Source organism: Devosia marina, assembly GCF_009758415.1.
GTDB lineage: Bacteria > Pseudomonadota > Alphaproteobacteria > Rhizobiales > Devosiaceae > Devosia > Devosia marina.
The window spans coordinates 770,347-785,564 of record NZ_WQRF01000001.1 but is presented as its reverse complement, the minus strand read 5'-3'; the positions used below and the strand labels follow the sequence as shown (position 1 = coordinate 785,564).

At 61.9% G+C, this 15,218-nt stretch carries 13 protein-coding genes; 11 read left to right on the top strand and 2 right to left on the bottom strand.

Going from position 1 to position 15,218, the window contains the following annotated elements:
• The first annotated feature begins 20 nt into the window (after nucleotides 1-20).
• The 7 genes from trpE to lexA all read left to right on the top strand — a co-directional run bounded on the left by trpE (nucleotide 21) and on the right by lexA (nucleotide 6,555).
• Nucleotides 21-1,529, top strand: coding sequence for an anthranilate synthase component I (gene trpE / locus GO014_RS03625; protein ID WP_157289141.1), 1,509 nt, complete (start codon nucleotides 21-23; stop codon nucleotides 1,527-1,529).
• A gap of 84 nt (nucleotides 1,530-1,613) precedes the next feature.
• Nucleotides 1,614-2,213, top strand: coding sequence for an anthranilate synthase component II (locus tag GO014_RS03620; RefSeq protein ID WP_116590408.1), 600 nt, complete (start codon nucleotides 1,614-1,616; stop codon nucleotides 2,211-2,213).
• Nucleotides 2,210-3,229, top strand: coding sequence for an anthranilate phosphoribosyltransferase (gene trpD, locus GO014_RS03615; protein WP_425482051.1), 1,020 nt, complete (start codon nucleotides 2,210-2,212; stop codon nucleotides 3,227-3,229). The genes GO014_RS03620 and trpD overlap by 4 nt, the downstream gene beginning before the upstream one ends.
• Entirely contained in the window at nucleotides 3,229-4,041 is an 813-nt protein-coding gene (trpC, locus tag GO014_RS03610; protein WP_157289139.1) for an indole-3-glycerol phosphate synthase TrpC, read from the top strand. Before trpD ends, trpC begins: the two co-directional genes overlap by 1 nt.
• Nucleotides 4,041-4,520, top strand: a complete 480-nt coding sequence (moaC, locus tag GO014_RS03605) for a cyclic pyranopterin monophosphate synthase MoaC (protein WP_116590411.1) — start codon at nucleotides 4,041-4,043, stop codon at nucleotides 4,518-4,520. Before trpC ends, moaC begins: the two co-directional genes overlap by 1 nt.
• The gene (locus GO014_RS03600; protein ID WP_157289138.1) at nucleotides 4,517-5,719 is read left to right on the top strand and encodes a molybdopterin molybdotransferase MoeA; all 1,203 of its coding nucleotides are present in this window, start codon (nucleotides 4,517-4,519) and stop codon (nucleotides 5,717-5,719) included. The genes moaC and GO014_RS03600 overlap by 4 nt, the downstream gene beginning before the upstream one ends.
• A 116-nt stretch (nucleotides 5,720-5,835) precedes the next feature.
• Nucleotides 5,836-6,555, top strand: a complete 720-nt coding sequence (gene lexA, locus GO014_RS03595) for a transcriptional repressor LexA (RefSeq protein ID WP_157289137.1) — start codon at nucleotides 5,836-5,838, stop codon at nucleotides 6,553-6,555.
• A gap of 69 nt (nucleotides 6,556-6,624) precedes the next feature.
• Here the strand turns inward: lexA and GO014_RS03590 are convergent, their stop codons facing one another.
• Complete coding sequence (locus GO014_RS03590; protein WP_157289136.1) at nucleotides 6,625-8,433, bottom strand: IlvD/Edd family dehydratase; 1,809 nt, start codon at nucleotides 8,431-8,433, stop codon at nucleotides 6,625-6,627.
• 296 nt (nucleotides 8,434-8,729) lie between these two features.
• On the opposite strand from GO014_RS03590, the gene GO014_RS03585 reads away from it, so the two are divergent.
• From GO014_RS03585 to GO014_RS03570, 4 genes are read left to right on the top strand one after another with little or no spacing between them, the layout of a single operon-like run.
• Entirely contained in the window at nucleotides 8,730-9,647 is a 918-nt protein-coding gene (locus GO014_RS03585) for a 2-dehydro-3-deoxygalactonokinase (protein ID WP_157289135.1), read from the top strand.
• Between the two features lie 10 nt (nucleotides 9,648-9,657).
• Nucleotides 9,658-10,269: a 2-dehydro-3-deoxy-6-phosphogalactonate aldolase gene (locus GO014_RS03580; protein WP_343030748.1), complete on the top strand. Its 612-nt coding sequence runs from the start codon at nucleotides 9,658-9,660 to the stop codon at nucleotides 10,267-10,269.
• A complete protein-coding gene (locus GO014_RS03575; protein WP_157289133.1) occupies nucleotides 10,266-11,141 on the top strand; it encodes an SMP-30/gluconolactonase/LRE family protein in 876 nt (291 codons plus the stop codon). Before GO014_RS03580 ends, GO014_RS03575 begins: the two co-directional genes overlap by 4 nt.
• Nucleotides 11,142-11,149: 8 nt before the next feature.
• Nucleotides 11,150-13,105: a beta-galactosidase gene (locus GO014_RS03570; protein WP_157289132.1), complete on the top strand. Its 1,956-nt coding sequence runs from the start codon at nucleotides 11,150-11,152 to the stop codon at nucleotides 13,103-13,105.
• Here the strand turns inward: GO014_RS03570 and GO014_RS03565 are convergent.
• On the bottom strand, nucleotides 13,074-15,218 hold the full coding sequence (locus GO014_RS03565; RefSeq protein WP_157289131.1) for a ComEC/Rec2 family competence protein: 2,145 nt from the start codon (nucleotides 15,216-15,218) through the stop codon (nucleotides 13,074-13,076). The two genes, GO014_RS03570 and GO014_RS03565, sit on opposite strands and share 32 nt — an antisense overlap.

Here is a 15,218-nt window from a genome sequence, read left to right as displayed (position 1 = left end):
ACCAACGGAACCAGACCAAAATGGGCGACGACACCTCCAAGACCTTTGCCGCGCAATATGATGCCGGAAAGTCTGGACTGCTGTGGCGTCGAGTCGTGGCGGATCTGGAAACCCCGATTGGCACCTATCTCAAGCTGGCGGCAGGCCGCAGTCATTCCTTCCTGCTCGAAAGCGTACAGGACGGCACAACGCGCGGCCGCTATTCGATGATCGGCCTATTGCCGGACCTGATTTTGAAGGTCGAGGACGGCAAGGCCTCGATCAATCGAACGGCACAGGCTGCACCTGACGATTTTGAGCCGCTCGATGACCTGCCGCTTGACGCCTTGCGCAAGCTCGTTGCCGAAAGCCAGATCGACATGCCTGCGGGCCTGCCTCCGCAGTCGGCAGGGATCTACGGCTATCTCGGCTATGAGATGGTCCGCTACATGGAAGTGCTGCCCAACGAAAATCCTGACGATCTGCAGACGCCCGAAGCGCTGCTAATGCGTCCCTCGTTGCTGGCGATCTTCGATACGGTCAAGGACGAACTTTACCTGACCGCGCCCATCTATGTGCGCGAGGGGGTGACAGCGGCACAGGCGCTTGCGGCAGCCGAGGACCGGATTAACGACGCCATTGACCGGCTGACGCGGGCAACCCCGGCCACCCCCGCCCTGCCCGATCTGGAATCGATCTCGGTGACCAGCAACACATCGCGGGACGAATATTTCGAGATGGTTGCGCGGGCCAAGGACTACATCACGGCTGGAGACATCTTCCAGGTGGTGCTGAGCCAGCGGTTTTCTGCCGATTTCACTTTGCCGCCCACAGCGCTCTATCGCGCTCTGCGCCGCACCAATCCTAGCCCTTACATGTATTTCTTTGATTTCGGCGGCTTTGCCGTTGCCGGATCGAGCCCGGAAATTCTCGTGCGAGTGCAGGACGGCCAGGTGACCATTCGCCCCATTGCCGGTACGCGCAAGCGCGGCGCCACGCCGACACGTGACAAGGAACTGGCCGCCGAGCTGCTGTCGGACCCAAAAGAGTTGAGCGAGCACCTGATGCTGCTTGATCTGGGCCGCAATGATGTCGGCCGCGTCACGAAGTCCGGGACGGTGAAAGTCACCGACAAGTTTTTCCTCGAGTATTATTCCCACGTCATGCACATCGTTTCGAACGTGGTGGGTGAACTCGATCCACAGTATGATTTCGTGGATGCGCTCTCGGCCGGGTTCCCGGCCGGTACGGTTTCGGGTGCACCGAAAGTACGGGCGATGGAAATCATCGACGAGTTGGAGAAGTCGCGCCGCGGCATCTATGGCGGCTGCGTTGGCTATTTCGGTGCCGACGGCACAATGGACACATGCATTGTGTTGCGTACCGGCATCGTCAAGGACGGCAAGCTCTATGTCCAGTCCGGTGCCGGAATCGTCGCCGACAGCCAGCCTGAGCTCGAGCAGCTCGAGTGCGAAAACAAGGCCCGCGCCCTTTTCAGTGCCGCCGAGGAGGCGCTACGCTATGCCGGTGAGGCCGGAGTGGGGCAATGATGGTGCCGAGGGGCAAGGACTTTCGATGGCGGGGCTGGTTCTGAATCGCAAGTCACGGAACCAACGCCCTGAGGCAGACTAGAAATGACCAAAACCCTCGTTATCGACAATTACGACAGCTTTACATACAACCTCGTCCACTATCTGGGTGAGCTGGGTGCCGACATCATTGTCAGGCGAAACGACAAGGTGACGCTTGAAGAGATCGCCGCCATGGCGCCGGACGCAATCGTCCTCTCGCCTGGCCCTTGCACGCCCAACGAGGCCGGGGTCTGCCTCGCCGTGATCGATCGCTTCAAGACCTCCATTCCCATGCTGGGCGTATGCCTGGGGCACCAGGCCATGGGCCAAGCGCTGGGTGGGGAGGTCGTCCGGGCGCCGAGCCTGTTTCACGGCAAGACCAGCAAGATAAATCACTCCGGCAAGGGCCTGTTCTTCGGGCTCAATTCCGGGTTCGAGGCGACGCGCTATCATTCCTTGATCGTCAAGGCAGACACATTGCCTGCTGAACTGGAAGTCACGGCCACGACCGATGATGGCCTTATCATGGGTATGCAGCACAAGAGCTTGCCGATCCATGGCGTGCAGTTCCATCCGGAGAGCATTGCCAGCGAGAATGGCCACGCCTTGCTGCAGAACTTTCTCAACATTGCCCGCGACTTTAACGGACGGAAGGCTGCGTGATGGATATCAAGCAAGCCCTGAACAAGATTGCTGACGGCAAGGACCTGGCCGGCGAGGAGATGCGCGATGTCATGCGCATCATCATGGCCGGTGAGGCCACGCCAGCGCAGATCGGCGCCTTCCTGATGGGGATGCGGATCAAGGGCGAAACGGTAGGCGAGATTGCCGCGGCGGTTTCGATCCTGCGCGAGCAGATGGTACCTGTTAGCGCACCCGAGGACGCCATCGATATCGTCGGCACCGGTGGCGACGGGGTCGGCAGCCTCAATATTTCAACGGCGACGGCCTTGGTAGTGGCAGCGGCCGGTGTGCCGGTGGCCAAGCATGGCAACAAGGCGCTTTCGTCCCGGTCCGGGTCGTCGCAGGCGCTTGAGGCACTCGGCGTCAAGCTTGACCTGACGCCGGAGCAGATCGGCCAGACCATCGCCGAAGCCAATATTGGCTTCATGTTTGCGCCCAGTCATCACCCCGCCATGCGCCATGTGGGCCCGGCACGGGCGGAGATGGGTGTGCGGACGCTCTTCAACCTGCTAGGGCCGCAATCGAACCCCGCTGGTGTCCGGCGCTACCTGCTCGGCGTTTATGCACAGGAATGGGTGGAGCCGGTTGCCGCGGCGCTGCTGGCGAACCGCGCGACAAAGGCCTGGGTGGTGCATTCCAGCGAAGGGCTGGACGAGCTTTCGACCTCTGGTCCCAATTTCGTGGCCCAGATCGCCAATGGCGACCTGCGCAGCTTCGAGCTACACCCTGAACAGGTTGGCTTCAAGCTGACCGATCCCCGGGACCTGTTGGGCGGTGAGCCGAGTGAGAATGCGGCGGCTATCGTGGCGCTGCTGGATGGGGCCGCTGGGGCCTATCGCGACACGGTGTTGCTTAATGCCGGCGCCGCGTTGCTGGTGGCCGACAAGGTGGACACAATTGAGGAAGGCATTACGCTTGCGCGGGAAACCGTCGATAGCGGCAAGGCCAAACAAACCCTCGCGCGCCTGGTGGCGGTATCGAACGGACGAACCTGATGAGCGATATTCTCAAGCAGATCGAAGCTTATAAGCGCGAGGAAATCGCGGCGGCCAAGAGCGTACGTCCTTGGGCTGAAGTCGTCGCCGAGGCGCATGACCAGCCCGTACCGCGCGGCTTTCTCAAAGCCATTAAGGACAAGCGCGCCAAGGGCGATTATGCTCTGATCGCGGAAGTGAAGAAGGCCAGTCCCTCCAAGGGGCTGATCCGGGCCGACTTCAACCCGTCCGAAATTGCCCGCGCCTATGAGCAGGGGGGTGCGGCCTGCCTTTCGGTGCTTACTGACCGCCCGAGCTTTCAGGGCTCGCCAAGCTATCTGATAGAGGCACGGGCTGCGACCAGGCTGCCGGTGCTGCGCAAGGACTTCCTGTTCGAGACCTATCAGGTGGCCGAGGCCCGATCCTGGGGCGCCGATTGCATTCTGATCATTCTGGCGGCGGTGGGCGACGATGTGGCCCGCTATCTGCTCGATGCGGCAGAGGAATGGGGCATAGACGCGCTGGTGGAGGTGCATGACCAGCTTGAGCTGGACCGCGCCCTGGCGCTGGATGCCAAATTCATCGGCGTCAACAATCGCAATCTGCGTACGTTCGAAACCACGCTCGAAACCACGGTCAATCTGGCCGCGGGTGTGCCGGACGACGTGCTGCTGGTCAGCGAAAGCGGCATTGTCACCCATGAGCACGTCAAAATGCTCGACGAGCGATGCAATGTCGGCACGTTTCTGGTGGGCGAAAGCCTGATGCGGCAGGACGACGTGGTCGCAGCCACGCGCGCTTTGCTGATGGGTGCAGCGGAGACGGTGCGCTGATGACGAGCGGCCTCACCCATCTCAATGAAAAGGGCGAGGCCCATATCGTGGATATCGGTGACAAGGCGGTTACGCGACGCCGCGCCGTGGCACAGGCGGTGCTGAGCGGCCAGGCGGAAACGATTGCCACCATAATGGGTGGCGGGCTCAAAAAGGGTGACGCGCTTGCCGTGGCGCGGATTGCCGGAATCATGGCCGCCAAGAAGACGGCGGAGCTGATCCCGCTTTGCCACCCGATCCCGTTGACCAAGGTCAGCGTCGATATCTCCGGGGCGAGCAACACCAGCATCCGGGTTGTTGCGACCGCTGAAACCACCGGACAGACCGGCGTCGAAATGGAAGCGCTGATTGCGGCCTCGACCGCGGCCTTGACGCTATACGACATGGCCAAGGCCATCGACCGGGCCATGGTGGTGTCCGAGATGTGCCTGGTGGAAAAATCCGGCGGCAAGTCCGGCGACTTTGCGCGGACGCCATGAGCCTTCTTCCGGTCGACGAGGCCTTGAAGGCCATTTTGGGTCGGGTCCCTGCCGTCACGCCTGAACAAGTGTCGCTTGGCGAGGCCAATGGCCGTGTCCTGGCCGCCCCGGTCATTGCGGGACACAACCAGCCGCCGTTTGATGCCAGCGCCATGGATGGTTACGCCATTCGGGCGGAAGACGTTGTCGAAGGGGCGCGGCTGCGTGTGATCGGCACTTCGCAGGCCGGCGCGGGCTATGGTGGCGGCGTGCATCGCGGGGAGGCCGTCCGAATCCTCACGGGGGCGCCGGTACCGCCGGGTGTGGACACGGTCATCATGCAGGAAGAGGCAGTTCGAGACGACGACTTCGTCCATTTCACGGCCCCTGCCCGGCTCGGCCACAGTGTGCGCGCCAAGGGCAATGATTTTTCGATCGGTCAGAACCTGATTGCAGCGGGAACCCGCTTGACGCCGATGCAGATTGCAGTGGCGGCAGCGGCAAACCAGGCCCGCCTCACCGTTGCGCAGCGTCCCAGCATTGCGCTTCTGGCCACTGGTGACGAACTGGTACTGCCCGGCACGCCACTTGGGCCGGATCAGATCGTCGCTTCGAACAGTTTCGGCCTCTCCGCCATGCTGACGCCCTATGCCCGGCAGGTCGCCGACCACGGCATAGTCAGCGACGACGTCGAGCAGCTGCGGGAGCGGCTGGAGGGAATTCTCATGGCGGGGCCGGATGTCCTCATCACCACGGGCGGCGCCTCGGTGGGTGAGCACGACCTAGTGCAGGACATTCTCACGGGGCTCGGCGTGTCGCTCGATTTCTGGCGCATCAATATGCGTCCAGGAAAACCGCTGATGTTCGGCACCCATGGCCGAACGCTGGTGTTTGGACTGCCAGGAAACCCCGTTTCGGCGATGGTGACAGCGATGGTCTTCATCAAGCCGGCCTTGCGCGCCTGGGTTGGTCACGGCGAGCCAGAACCTTGGCGCTTGCCGCTCGCTGGCCCCACCCCATCTAACAGTGCGCGCCGGCATTTCATGCGAGCGCAACTTGTCCCGGGGGCCGACGGCATGCAGGCGCTGCCGATTTCCCAGACAGACAGCGGCCATACCTCTTCCCTGGCGGCGGCGGACCTGCTTGTCGTGCAGCCGGAGAACGATCCCGGCCAGCCAATTGGGACCGTGGTCGAAGCCCTGCCGATCGACGCCTTCTAGCTCGCGCCGGGTCGCGGGAGGCTTCGGCAGTGCCCCGCACTCAAGGCCGTTGCAGAACATAACTGGAACATGTATGGTCGTTCCGTCTATGTTCCGATTCTGGGGTAGTGGGGCCAATGCTGACACGCAAACAACACGAGCTGCTGATGTTCATCCATGAACGGATGAAGGAGAGCGGCATCCCCCCAAGCTTCGATGAAATGAAGGACGCGCTGGATCTGGCGTCCAAATCCGGCATTCATCGGCTGATTACAGCCCTGGAGGAGCGCGGCTTTATCCGGCGCCTGCCCAATCGGGCCAGGGCCCTGGAAGTGGTGAAGCTGCCCGACTCGATGAACCCGTCTCTGGGCGGTCGCAAGGGGCGGTTCGAACCCTCGGTGATCGAGGGTAATCTGGGCAAAGTGGCCAATCCACCGGCCCGCGGCAATTCCGGCGGCGGAGATGATTATGCCCGTCCGGTTTCGATCCCGGTCATGGGGCGCATTGCGGCCGGTACCCCGATCGAGGCTATCCAGTCTCATTCCCATACTATCTCCGTGCCGCCTGAGATGCTCGGCGCGGGCGAGCATTACGCGCTTGAGGTTCGGGGGGACTCGATGATCGAGGCCGGCATTTTCGATGGCGACACCGTGCTGATCAAGAAGCAGGAACACGCCTCGACCGGCGAAATCATCGTGGCTCTGGTCGATGATGAGGAAGCGACCCTGAAGCGTCTGCGCCGCAAGGGCGACACGGTCGCCCTGGAGGCCGCCAACCCGGCCTATGAAACCCGCATTTTTCCGCCCGACCGGGTCAAGGTGCAGGGTCGGCTTGTGGGGTTGATGCGGAAGTATTGAGATCAATAGCGCTGGAATTAAGAGGCCCGCCGAAATGGCGGGCCTCTGGTTTTATGAACGACGCGAGCCTTAGTGATTGTCGCGCGGCACGCCTTCAGTCTGAGCGATGCGCTGATACTTCTCGGCGGGCTTGAGAATGGCCCCCTCGCCCAGCTGCCCCACGATGCCGCGCTGGATTTCCTGCCAGGGTGTCTGGTGCTTGGGGAATTTGTAGCCACCATCGGCCTCAAGCGCAGAGCGGCGGTTCGCGATTTCCTCGTCGGAAATGAGGATGTCGGCTTCGCCCTTGTTGAGATCGATGCGGACCCGATCGCCGGTCTTTAGAATGGCAAGATTGCCACCTGCGGCAGCCTCAGGGGAGGCGTTGAGGATAGAGGGCGAACCGGAGGTTCCGGACTGGCGGCCATCACCGATGCAGGCCAGCGAGTGAATACCCTTCTTGATGAGGTAGTCGGGCGGACGCATGTTGACCACTTCGGCGGCGCCCGGATAGCCGATCGGGCCGGCGCCGCGCATGAACAACAGGGTGTGTTCGTCGATCTCAAGCGCCGGGTCGTCGATTCGGTGATGATAATCCTCGGGGCCATCAAAGACCACGGCCTTGCCCTCAAACATGCCTGGATGTGCCGGATCGGACAGGTAGCGGTCCTTGAACTCCGGGCTGATAACGCTGGTCTTCATAATAGCGTTGTCGAAGAGATTGCCACGCAGCACTAGGAAGCCCGCCTCGGCCATGAGCGGATTGGCGAAATGGCGGATGACCTTGTCATCTTCGATGACGGTGGTGCGGCAATTTTCGCCAATCGTCTTGCCGTTGACGGTAGGCGCATTTTCGTGGATCAGGCCCTGCCCCATCAGCTCGTTGACCACGGCAGGCACGCCACCGGCGTGGTAGTAGTCCTCGCCAAGATATTCGCCAGCCGGCTGCAGATTGACCAGCAGAGGCACCTTCTGGCCGTGCTGCTGCCATTCATCGATCTCGAGGTCGACGCCGATATGCTTGGCAATGGCGTTGATATGGATGGGCGCATTAGTCGAACCGCCGATGGCAGAATTGACGACAATGGCGTTAAGGAAATTTTCCTTAGTGAGGATGTCTGAGGGCTTGAGATCCTCATGTACCATTTCCACGGCGCGCTTGCCGGTGCGGTAGGCCATTTCCTGACGGTCGCGATAGGGCGCGGGGATGGCGGCGGAACCGGGGAGCTGCATGCCCAGGGCCTCGGCCAGCGAATTCATGGTCGAGGCCGTGCCCATGGTGTTGCAGTAGCCGGTGGACGGCGCAGACGAAGCGACAAGCTCGATGAACTTGGGGTAGTCGATCTCGCCAGCGGCCAACATTTGCCGGGCCTTCCAGACGATGGTGCCCGAACCGGTGCGCTCACCCTTGTGCCAGCCATTGAGCATGGGGCCGACGGAAAGCGCGATGGCCGGAATATTTACCGTGGCCGCGCCCATGAGCATGGCTGGCGTGGTCTTGTCGCAGCCAATGGTAAGGACCACGCCATCGAGCGGATAGCCGTAGAGCACTTCAACCAGGCCCAGATATGCCAGGTTGCGGTCGAGGCCCGCCGTCGGTCGCTTGCCGGTTTCCTGGATCGGGTGCACCGGAAATTCGATGGCGATGCCGCCCGCCTCGCGAATGCCCTCGCGCACGCGTTCGGCCAGCACCATGTGATGGCGATTGCAGGGGCTGAGATCCGAACCGGTCTGGGCGATTCCGATAATCGGCTTGCCGGACTGCAATTCCTCTCGCGACACGCCGAAATTCATGTAGCGCTCAAGATAGAGCGCGGTCATGTCGGGATTATCGGGATTGTCGAACCATGCGCGCGAGCGAAGCTTGCGGCCGCCGGCGCCGCCATTGTCTGCAGTCATCTTGCCTGTTCCTTGCTTGTCCGCCGGGCGCGGATCAGAGGGCCTTCGTCGGAGTGTTTTACCACGCGAAACCGCGCTGTGAATGGGTTGGGGACAAAAAATCATACAAATCAACCAAAGCTGTGCCATGGATGTTAGAAATCTAGTCAACGGGCTTCCTGAGCTTACCCTGGGACAAGCTGGCAGAGCCGCGATCGCGTAAGCAAAGGTCTGGAGTTGGAATCGAACTGGCCAGCGGGCGCAGAGGCCATTAGGGTCGCGCCGCATCGTTCCGGGATCGAGGGAGAGGGATTAGTTTGACCGAGTCAGTTGCATGGGTTGGGGTGGATTGGGGGACGTCCAATCTGCGGGCCTGGGGCATTGGGGGTTCTGGTGCTGTGGTTGCACGCGCCGACTCCGACCAGGGCATGGGCAAATTGGCCCGCGCGCAGTTTCCACAAGCGCTTGGCGCTGCGCTTGGGCAAATGCAGTTGCAAGCCGGCCCGCTTGACGTGGTTATTTGCGGCATGGCCGGAGCGCGGCAGGGTTGGATCGAAGCGCCTTATCTTGAGGCGCCGACCGATCTTAGGTTGCTTGGCCAGGGCGCGGTAAGCCCGGATATGCCAGATGAACGGTTTCGTGTCTCGATCCTGCCCGGAGTCTGCCAGCGGCAAGGCGGCGAAAATGTCATGCGTGGTGAGGAAACCCAATTGCTCGGATTGGCGAGCCTCAACCCCGATTATGCCGGTCTGGTCTGCATGCCGGGCACGCATTCGAAATGGGCAAGGCTCGACGGCACGCGAATCGAGCACTTTTCGACGGCCATGACGGGGGAAATGTTCGCCCTGCTCAAGAGCCAATCGGTGCTGCGCCACTCGCTGAACGGGCCACTGGATGGCCCCGGCCAGGATGAGGGATTTGTAGCCGGAGCGCGAGACGGGCTGGACAATCCTGCCGGGCTTTTGGGCCAGTTGTTCACCGTTCGCGCCGCCTCGCTCCTATCGGGCCAGGCGCCGGACTGGTGTGCCGGCTATCTCTCGGGCCTGCTGATCGGCACCGAGATTGCTGCGAGCCGTAACGAGATCAGCACAGATCCGGTGCCACTGATCGGCTCGGACAAGCTCTGCGCGCTGTATATGCGCGTGCTCCACATGGCCGGCGCCTCTGGTCGTCTGGTTGATTCAACTGAAGTCGTGCTGGCCGGTCTGACAGCCGCACGCGCGTCCATTGCCTGAGGATTTGCCCGTGACCCATCGCCACATCATCGCCATTCTGCGCGGCATTACACCCGAAGAGGCCGTGCCCGTCTGCACGGCACTGGTGGAGGCCGGCATTACGCTGATCGAAGTACCGCTCAATTCACCCAATGCGGTGGATAGTATCGGCCGTGCCGCCAAGGCCCTGTCTGATCGGGCCGAGATTGGCGCGGGCACGGTGCTGACGCCAGAAGATGTGCGGGCGGTAGCCGGTGCTGGTGGCACCTTCATTGTCTCGCCGGACACCAATGTCGAGGTTATCGAGGAGACCGTGCGGCTGGAGCTGAAATCCTATCCCGGGGTGTTTTCTCCGACCGATGCATTTGCCGCCATTCGTGCCGGCGCGACCGGACTCAAATTCTTCCCGGCCGAAGTGCTGGGTGCCAAGGGCATTAAGGCGATGAAGGCCGTGCTCCCCCCCACCCTGCCGCTATACGCGGTTGGCGGCGCCAATCCGGATAATTTTCACGAGTTCTTCGCCGCGGGCTGCACCGGATTTGGCCTGGGCACCTATATCTTCAAGCCGGGCATGGGTGTGGCGGACGTGAGCGAACGCGCGAAACTGGCCGTTGCGGCCTATGATCGGGGAGCCGCAAAATGACTGAAACCGCCAAACTTCTCATCGACAGCCAATGTGCATTGGGCGAAGGACCTTTCTGGCATGCGGTCCGGCAGCAATTGTTCTGGTTCGATATCAACAACCAGATCCTGTTCGCCGCCAATGCCGAAGGCGACGTGCAGAACCGTTGGCATTTCGACGAGACCGTTGCCGCAGCGGCCATCATCGACGATGCAACGCTGGCGCTCGCCAGTGAAACTGGCCTGAAACGCTTCGACCTGGTTACCGGTGACATGGAGCATCTGATCGACGTCGAGCGTGACGTGCCCGCCAATCGTACCAATGACAGCCGAGTGCATCCCTCGGGCGCATTCTGGATCGGCACTATGGTCAAGGATGAAGGGCCGAAGGACGGCGCGGTCTATCATTATCGCGCGGGCGTTCTGACCAAGATCATCTCGAATGCCGCCATTCCCAATGCCACCTGTTTCTCGCCCGACGGCCGGACGGCTTATTGGACCGACACTCCGGACCAGAAGATCCTCAAATGTACCGTCGACCCCGAAACGGGGATGCCGGTTGGCGAATGGGAACTGTTTGCGGATGTTTCGGAGCATCGCGGCTATCCAGACGGCGCCGTTGTGGATAGCGCGGGCTTTCTTTGGAATGCCCGCTGGGGCGGCTCCTGTGTGATCCGCTATGCGCCTGACGGGTCCATTGACCGCATCATCGAGGTGCCTGTGAGCCAGGTCACCTGCCCCGCCTTTGGCGGCAAGGACCTGAAGCGCCTGTTCCTGACCAGCGCCAACAAGACCATGTCGGCCGAGCAATTGGCGTCGGAGAAGGTCGCCGGCGGGGTGTTCTATATCGACCTCGAGGTGGCCGGACAGCCCGAACCCAAAATCAAGCTTTGAGACCCGCAATGAAGCCCAGCCTTGGCGTCTGCTATTATCCTGAACACTGGCCAGAGGCCCTTTGGGAAACCGATGCCAGACGCATGGCCGAAGTCGGCATTAGCTATGTCCGGATTGGCGAATTCGCCTGGTCGCGGCTCGAGCCGACTGCCGGCAATCTCCAACTCGACTGGATGCTCCGCGCCATGGACGTGCTGGGGCGCCACGGCCTCAAGGTGATCGTCGGGACGCCGACCGCGACGCCGCCGCGCTGGATGATCGACAAGCATCCCGACATGCTGGCGGTCGATCGTGATGGGCGAAGCAAGGGCTTTGGCTCCCGCCGGCACTATGATTTCTCACATCTGGGCTATCGCGAAGAAAGTGCGCGTATCACGCGCATCCTTGCCGAGGCATTGGGCGATCACTCCGCCCTAGGAGGCTGGCAGACCGACAATGAATATGGCTGCCACGGAACGACCTATTCCTATTCGCCGGCGGCCCGAGACGGGTTTAGACTGTGGCTGGCCAAGAAATATGGAAGCATCGAGGCGCTGAACCAGGCCTGGGGCAACGTGTTCTGGTCGATGGAGTACAACAGCTTTAACCAGATCGAGCTGCCCAACCTGCTGGTCTATGATGCCGCTCCGGCCCATGAGCTGGATTTCCGGCGCTACTCGTCCGATCAGGTCGCCGCGTTCAATGCGGTGCAATATGAGATCTTGAAGAACCGGCGGCCTGACCTGCCGGTGATCCACAATTTCATGAGCCGGTACAGCGAGTTCGATCACTTCAAGCTGGGCGAGACGATCGACGTAGCCAGCTGGGATTCCTATCCCCTCGGGCACCTCGCCGGCAGCGATGAAGCCGCGGAGCACAAGGCGCTCTATATGCGGCAGGGCGATCCAGACAATGCGGCCTTTCACCACGATCTCTATCGCAGCGTCGGGCATGGCCGGATGTGGATCATGGAACAGCAGCCCGGCCCGGTGAACTGGGCGGCGGCAAATCCCGACCCATTGCCCGGCATGGCGCGACTCTGGGCCTGGGAGGCCTTTGCGCATGGCGCGGAAGTCGTGTCGTATTTCCGCTGGCGCCAGGCGCCTTTCGCGCAGGAGCAGATGCATGCGGGACTGTTGCGACCCGACAGCGAACCGGCGCCCGCCTATGGCGAGGCCACTCGGGTGGCGCGAGAGCTTGCCGAAATCAGGCTTGAGGGCACGGCTTCCCAAGGCAGGATTGCCCTGATCTACGACTATGAAAGCGAGTGGGCCTGGGAAATTCAACCGCAAGCGGCTGGTTTCACGCATGGCAATCATGTGCGTGAACTCTATTCGGCATTCCGCAAGCGCGGGTTGGATGTCGATGTGCTGCCACCATCGACAAGTAGTTTTGCGGGTTATGATATTGTCGCCATTCCCGCGCTTCTGGCCTGGACAGACAGTATGCGCGACGCTGTCGCCAAGTTTGACGGTCACGTTTTGATAGGGCCGCGCACTGGCTCGAAGACTGCGCATTTTTCCATTCCCACCCGCCTGGGTCCTGACCTGCCGCAAAACCTGCTCGATGCCCGCGTGGCCAGGGTGGACAGCTTGCCGGCAGGCATCGAGGTGGCCGTTAAGGGTGGCGGCGCGGCGCGGCTATGGCGGGAAAAGGTCGAGGGCAGTGCAGAAATCGTCATGGAGGATGTCGAGGGCCTGCCAGTGCTGCTCTGCCAGGGAAAACTCTTCTACCTCACCGCCAGTGGCGACCAGGCACTGGTGCAGCGTGTGGCCGACTATCTGATTGCCGAGGCCGATACGCCAACACTGGCCCTCCCCGCGGGCGTTCGCTGTCGGGTGCGCGGCCAGTATCGCATCTATGTCAATTACGGGACCGGCACGCAGACACTCATCCCGGCCCAGGACGAAGTTGGCTATGTGCTGGGTGGTGCCACCATTCCGGCAGCCGGTGTCAGCGTGGCCCGATGCGCCAGGGCCGATTGAGATTTTCAATGGCCGGGCGGATATCGAACCGCCCGGTCGCCTCATTCCAGACCAGCCAGTGCACACCGCCTTCGACCAGGTCTCGCGGTCCGATGAGCTGCCCCGTGGCGTAGCAGAATTGTGGCGGATAGATGCGCGCGATCAGCAGGTCATGTCGGCCACAGTCTTCGGCGAAAGCTGCAGCATTGCGAACGACGGCTACGCTATAGGCCGGGTTGGTCAGAATGCAGCCAAGACTGTCACAACGGGCCGCCGGGTGCGGGGCCGTGATTTCGGTCTGGTAGTGGTCGCTCCAGACATCGACGGCAAAGCTGCCGGTTCGGCCAGTCACCAGCGCCATTGCCTCACCATCGCGGATGGCAACAGCCTGGGTGGTATCGGCAATCAGGATATCCGGGCGCGGTTCGAACCCCATTGCCAAAATGACGGGGAGCGCCAGGGCCGGCCCAAGCAAGCGCCAGCGGGTTTCCAGGAAAGCGAACCAGGCCAGAGCGATCAGGCCCACGCCCAGTGTCCAGCCTGCGAGCAATGGATTGCCGGTCCAACCCTGGCTCCAGGCGGCCACCAGTTCGGCGACATCGATCATGCGGTCAATGCCCCAGCCCATTATAACCAGGCAAGGCCCGTCAACGCTTAGCGGCATGGCCAAAACGGACAAGACCCCGAAAGGCATGATGACCAGGCTGACAAAGGGCAAGGCCAGCACATTGCCGATGACCCCCAACGGGGCAGTCTGCTGAAAGTGATACGCGGAAAACAGGAGGGTCGCCAGACCCGCGACCAGGCTCGTCCATGCGGTGGCGGCGACGACCCCGCCAATACGGGCCAGGCGCCCAGCAGAAGGCGTTCCACTCAGGCGCGGCAGTTCATATATGCCGATGAGACCGACGACCGCAGCAAAGGAAAGCTGGAAGCTGGGCCTGAAGATGCTCGCCGGATCAATGAAGATAATGATTATGGCAGCAATGGCGACATTGCGCATGGTCAATGCCTGGCGTCCGGCAAGGACCGCGCCAAAGATCAGGGCGAGCATCAGGGTGGAGCGGAAGGCGGGCACATTGTCTACACCACCAGCCAACAATAGATAGAGAAAGGCAGCTACAATGCCGACCGATGCGGATATCTGCTTGATGGGCCAGGCCACGAGAGCCGGAACTGAGGCCAGCGCCAGGCGCAGGAGCCAATAGATACCACCGGCCACAATAGACAGGTGCAGGCCCGAGATTGAATAGATGTGGGCCAGGCCCGAGGCGGCCATGACATCGCGCGTTTCATCGGTGATGTCGCTTTGATCCCCGACCACCATCGCCTTGCCGATTGCGGCTGTAGCTCCATCCAGAACCGTGTCGATACGATTACCGATGGCGGTGCGCAGGCCCTGAACCTGCCGGTTCAGACTCCATACGTCGCCGGCCGCAATAACCTCAAGCGCCCCGATGGTCGAGCCATAGGCGCCCACGCCAACGAAGTGGGAATGAAATTGCCCGTCATGGGCGCCGGGCAAGACCGGCCCGGGAATGGGAGCCAGCCGCAGGGCGGCCCGAAACCTGTCGCCCGGCGCGAGTTTTACATCGCCCGGCAGTACGATACGGGCGCGGCGGATCGGTACTGGTCTGGCGTCCTCGACTGGCACAAGCTGGGACGCAATGATCCGGATCCGGTTCTCATCGGCGGACAGGACCTCGTCGACCTGGGCTTCATAGGTGCCATAGGCCGGATAGGCCAGCATCGGGGTGCCAAAGGCCAAGCCATGCAGGGGCAAGAGGCAGAAGCCGAGCCAGAAGGCGGACATCTGAACGACGCCCCGAAGCCCATTCAGCGCGAGCCGAACACGCGACAACACCATCAGGGCCGCCAGGGATATTGCCCCGGCGGCGAGCAGATAGGCTGACGGCTCGGCAGGCATGGATGCGTAGCAAATCAGCCCGGCGATCATCGAAAACGGCAGCAGGACAAAGAGCCGACGCTTTTCAACGGCACTGTCTATGGCGCTGCGCAGGCTAGCCCCTGCCGCAGGTTCTCCAGGAGCAGGCCAGTCCGTCCGCTCGCCATGCGCGCGCAACCATCCGGTTAGCCCGGACGCACCCTCGACAGCCCTTTGCCCAGCCCCCAT

What these genes read in the sequence shown, in the direction of transcription:
- trpE (WP_157289141.1), top strand. Translation starts at nt 21, where the DNA reads ATGGGCGACGACACCTCCAAGACCTTTGCCGCGCAATATGATGCCGGA.
- GO014_RS03620 (WP_116590408.1), top strand. Translation starts at nt 1,614, where the DNA reads ATGACCAAAACCCTCGTTATCGACAATTACGACAGCTTTACATACAAC.
- trpC (WP_157289139.1), top strand. Translation starts at nt 3,229, where the DNA reads ATGAGCGATATTCTCAAGCAGATCGAAGCTTATAAGCGCGAGGAAATC.
- moaC (WP_116590411.1), top strand. Translation starts at nt 4,041, where the DNA reads ATGACGAGCGGCCTCACCCATCTCAATGAAAAGGGCGAGGCCCATATC.
- GO014_RS03600 (WP_157289138.1), top strand. Translation starts at nt 4,517, where the DNA reads ATGAGCCTTCTTCCGGTCGACGAGGCCTTGAAGGCCATTTTGGGTCGG.
- lexA (WP_157289137.1), top strand. Translation starts at nt 5,836, where the DNA reads ATGCTGACACGCAAACAACACGAGCTGCTGATGTTCATCCATGAACGG.
- GO014_RS03590 (WP_157289136.1), bottom strand. Translation starts at nt 8,433, where the DNA reads ATGACTGCAGACAATGGCGGCGCCGGCGGCCGCAAGCTTCGCTCGCGC.
- GO014_RS03575 (WP_157289133.1), top strand. Translation starts at nt 10,266, where the DNA reads ATGACTGAAACCGCCAAACTTCTCATCGACAGCCAATGTGCATTGGGC.
- GO014_RS03570 (WP_157289132.1), top strand. Translation starts at nt 11,150, where the DNA reads ATGAAGCCCAGCCTTGGCGTCTGCTATTATCCTGAACACTGGCCAGAG.
- GO014_RS03565 (WP_157289131.1), bottom strand. Translation starts at nt 15,218, where the DNA reads ATGGGGGCTGGGCAAAGGGCTGTCGAGGGTGCGTCCGGGCTAACCGGA.